The organism is Ruegeria sp. BH8 (assembly GCF_056538065.1).
This window is the reverse complement of the sequence record NZ_JBQFSP010000044.1, coordinates 1-2,985: the sequence shown is the minus strand read 5'-3', so window position 1 is coordinate 2,985 and position 2,985 is coordinate 1. Positions and strand designations below refer to the sequence as shown.

Here is a 2,985-nt window from a genome sequence, read left to right as displayed (position 1 = left end):
CCGCCCAATGTCGGGCATCAGCAGCCTAACGACAGTTAATGTGACAACACCATTAGATCCCACCTAATCGCGTTTTTTGACCGATAGACAATCAAGCCTTATGCCGAAACAAATGTCTGCCACCTTCACCTTTGATGAGGTCGATCGCATCGCGCATGATCTCGTCAATGATCTGTTCTGCAGGTTTCGAGGTTCTTATGATACCCACACCTTCGCCGACAATACCGGGAACGATTGACGGATTTCCGGAATTCTGAGCATCGTTCCAAAGTCGTCTTTCGACATCCAAGCCGGCGTCTAGCGCGGCTTCTTGACCATGCCATTTACTGACAAAATCATTTCGACGTACCCGGATTGAGTATCGGTCCGGCCAAGAATAACCGCGAATGATGTCGGGAACCGAGGTTCGAACGGTTTCATCCCCCGATGCGCGCAAGATGTCGCTGAGAATCTGCGGATGGATCAGCGCCTCATCTGCAGCAACAAACCGAGTTCCTATCACAACGCCATCTGCGCCAAGCATCAGGGCCGCAGCCAGACCGCGACCATCGCCGATACCACCGGCGGCGCAAAGTACAGCCGAACTGTTCGATGCGTCAATTTTATCCGCCACTTCGGGCACAAGCGCGATCGTGCCGCGCACCTCGCCGTGGCCACCAGCTTCGGCCCCCTGAGCCACAATGACATCGGCGCCAACCGCAATGGCACGCAGCGCGTCCCGAAGTGTCTGGATTTGGCAGATAAGCGGAACGCCCGTCCGTTTGATCCTGTCGGCAAAGGGTGCAGGATCACCAAAGGACAGAAAGACCGCGGCTGGCCCGCGCTCCAGCACGTAATCGAGCAGAGCGGGCTGCTCTGCCAACTTCCATGTGATCAGACCGCACCCGACAGGGGTGGTTCCGGCTGCATCGAACTGTTGCGCAATCCAGTCCCGATCGCCGTAACCCCCGCCGACCAACCCAAGCCCGCCCGCCTGCGTCACAGCCGAGGCCAACGACCCACCCGCAACAAACGCCATTGGCGCCTGAATGATCGGGTGGGACAGGTTCAGGCGCTCGGTCAGCCGGGTTTTCACGTGGCCGTCTTTCGGTAGTCGACAACCGGCAGCCCACCGATGCCCCAGTTGTCCAGATCGACCTCGTCAATCACGACGACTGTGGTTGCCGGGTTTTTGCCCAGCACCTCGTGCAACAGTTCGCTCACTCCGGCGATCAGCTTTGCTTTCTCGTTCTGGCTTGGGCCGGTTCCGTCAGGACCACCTTCACGGGTTACTTTGACATTCACATATGGCATGGTTTTAATCCTTCCTTGGAACGTAGGAGAAGACCTTGGTGACAATCCGCCAGTCATTGCCGTGGCGGACAAGGGAAAGGTAATCCAGATAATCGCGCCCCATCATCGACATACGGGCCATGACATGGGCCAGCCTCGGACTGCCGAAGGAGATCTGCAATATCTCTTCATCGCGCGGGTCACCGCGCTTTGCTGGCTGTTCACGCTGATCCACACGGGCCATATAGCTCTCAAGATCCAGATACAGCTCATCCCCTTCGGTGGCGCAGATATAGGCCAGTTTCGGGTGAAACACCTGTCTCAGGGCGTTGCTGTCGGCGTGATGAAGGCCCTCGAAATAGGCCTCCATCAATTCGACCACAGCTTTGTGATCGGCCGGGGTCATTGGATCAGCCCTTCGGCGCGCATCGCCGTTTGTGTTGCGGGACGTGCTGCCACCCGCTCGACATAGGCTTTCAGGTTTGGCCAGCCGGACAAATCGATTTCCGTAAAATTTGCCCAGTTCGAGACAACGAAAAGATATGCGTCCGCGACCGAAAACTTTCCGTCCACAAGGTATTCCCGCCCATCGGCCAGTATGTTTTCGACCTGATCGAATTTTGTTTTGACGATGCTGCGCGCCTTGGTTTTTTCGGCGTCGGTGGAATCACCCTTGAACAGCGGGCTGAAGGATTTGTGCAGATCGGCCGCCACAAAACTCAGATATTCCTGAACCCGTGTCCGGGCCATCGTTCCGTTTGATGGTGCCAGATCAGAGGACGGGTTCTTATCAGCAAGATATTGAAGAATAGCGGATCCCTCCCTGACAAGTTCACCGTCGTCCAGCGCAAGCACCGGCACATATCCTCGGGGGTTGATGGATCTAAAATCCGCGCCGGATTCAGTGCGGCCAGCCGCGGTATCAACGGCCTCAGTTTCGAAGGGAGTGCCGATTTCGGTCAGCACGATGTGGCTGGCAAGCGAACATGCGCCCGGTTTGTAGTAGAGTTTCATGGTATTCCTTTCTGGGGATTACTGGTGGCACCATAGACATGGAGAAGGGCATATCCGTTGACAACTAGGTTTCTGATGGTTACTTAAAAAATAGAGTAACCCAACAGAAACCTGGTAACGACTCATGGCCCTGAAGATGCGGAACAACCGAAGCCCTGCGCCACCCGAACCCTGCATGCTGACCGAATGCATGGCTGTGATTGCAGGTGCCTGGGCGCCGAACGTGATCTGGTCGTTGCGGGCCGGGCCGCGCCGCTTTAGTGAACTGCGTTCGGATATTCCGCCGATTTCTGCCAAGGTACTTTCGGCCCGTTTGTCGGAACTGGCTGCACGAGGTGTGCTGGTCCGCCATGTTCGGCGCACGTCGCCCCCCTCGACGGAATACAGCCTGACCGAGCTTGGGGCCGAATTGATCCCGGCCCTTGACGCGATTGTTCAGGTCGGCCACCGACTGAAGGCACGACAAAGTAGTCAACAGGGGGCAGATTAAGTGGTCCCGTCTTCTCGGACAGCTTTGCAGCAAATCTAGGGTCAGGATTCATTGGTTTTTGTTGTGCGCGTGCTTCACAGCTCCGAAAACGGAGCGGTGACATGAGTGATTTTTCTGGCTGATCGACGCGCAAATGGCGTGTCTCGAGCCTTTCTTTCTGTGTTGTCACATTAACTGTCGTTAGGCTGCTGATGCCCGACATTGGCTGT

The 2,985-nt window shown here is 56.3% G+C and carries 5 protein-coding genes; 1 reads left to right on the top strand and 4 read right to left on the bottom strand.

The features are described from left to right. Window positions 1–91: 91 nt before the first annotated feature. From ACR0AD_RS21055 to gstA, 4 genes are read right to left on the bottom strand one after another with little or no spacing between them, the layout of a single operon-like run. Window positions 92–1,075 (bottom strand): NAD(P)H-dependent flavin oxidoreductase, encoded by a 984-nt coding sequence (locus ACR0AD_RS21055; protein WP_480489512.1) that lies wholly within the window; start codon window positions 1,073–1,075, stop codon window positions 92–94. Next, window positions 1,072–1,293 (bottom strand): tautomerase family protein, encoded by a 222-nt coding sequence (locus ACR0AD_RS21050; protein ID WP_480489513.1) that lies wholly within the window; start codon window positions 1,291–1,293, stop codon window positions 1,072–1,074. Before ACR0AD_RS21050 ends, ACR0AD_RS21055 begins: the two co-directional genes overlap by 4 nt. Before the next feature lie 4 nt (window positions 1,294–1,297). Further along, a complete protein-coding gene (locus ACR0AD_RS21045) occupies window positions 1,298–1,678 on the bottom strand; it encodes a nuclear transport factor 2 family protein (protein WP_480484958.1) in 381 nt (126 codons plus the stop codon). Continuing rightward, window positions 1,675–2,286 carry a glutathione transferase GstA gene (gene gstA, locus ACR0AD_RS21040; RefSeq protein WP_480484959.1) on the bottom strand — a complete coding sequence of 204 codons (612 nt, stop codon included), beginning with the start codon at window positions 2,284–2,286 and terminating at the stop codon, window positions 1,675–1,677. Before gstA ends, ACR0AD_RS21045 begins: the two co-directional genes overlap by 4 nt. 124 nt (window positions 2,287–2,410) lie before the next feature. Here gstA and ACR0AD_RS21035 point away from each other — a divergent pair, with 124 nt between their 5' ends. Next, a complete protein-coding gene (locus ACR0AD_RS21035; protein ID WP_480484960.1) occupies window positions 2,411–2,776 on the top strand; it encodes a winged helix-turn-helix transcriptional regulator in 366 nt (121 codons plus the stop codon). The last annotated feature ends 209 nt before the right edge of the window (window positions 2,777–2,985 follow it).

Bases quoted from the DNA above. Each gene is read 5' to 3' on its own strand.
- ACR0AD_RS21050 (WP_480489513.1), bottom strand. From the start codon at position 1,293: ATGCCATATGTGAATGTCAAAGTAACCCGTGAAGGTGGTCCTGACGGA.
- ACR0AD_RS21045 (WP_480484958.1), bottom strand. From the start codon at position 1,678: ATGACCCCGGCCGATCACAAAGCTGTGGTCGAATTGATGGAGGCCTAT.
- gstA (WP_480484959.1), bottom strand. From the start codon at position 2,286: ATGAAACTCTACTACAAACCGGGCGCATGTTCGCTTGCCAGCCACATC.
- ACR0AD_RS21035 (WP_480484960.1), top strand. From the start codon at position 2,411: ATGGCCCTGAAGATGCGGAACAACCGAAGCCCTGCGCCACCCGAACCC.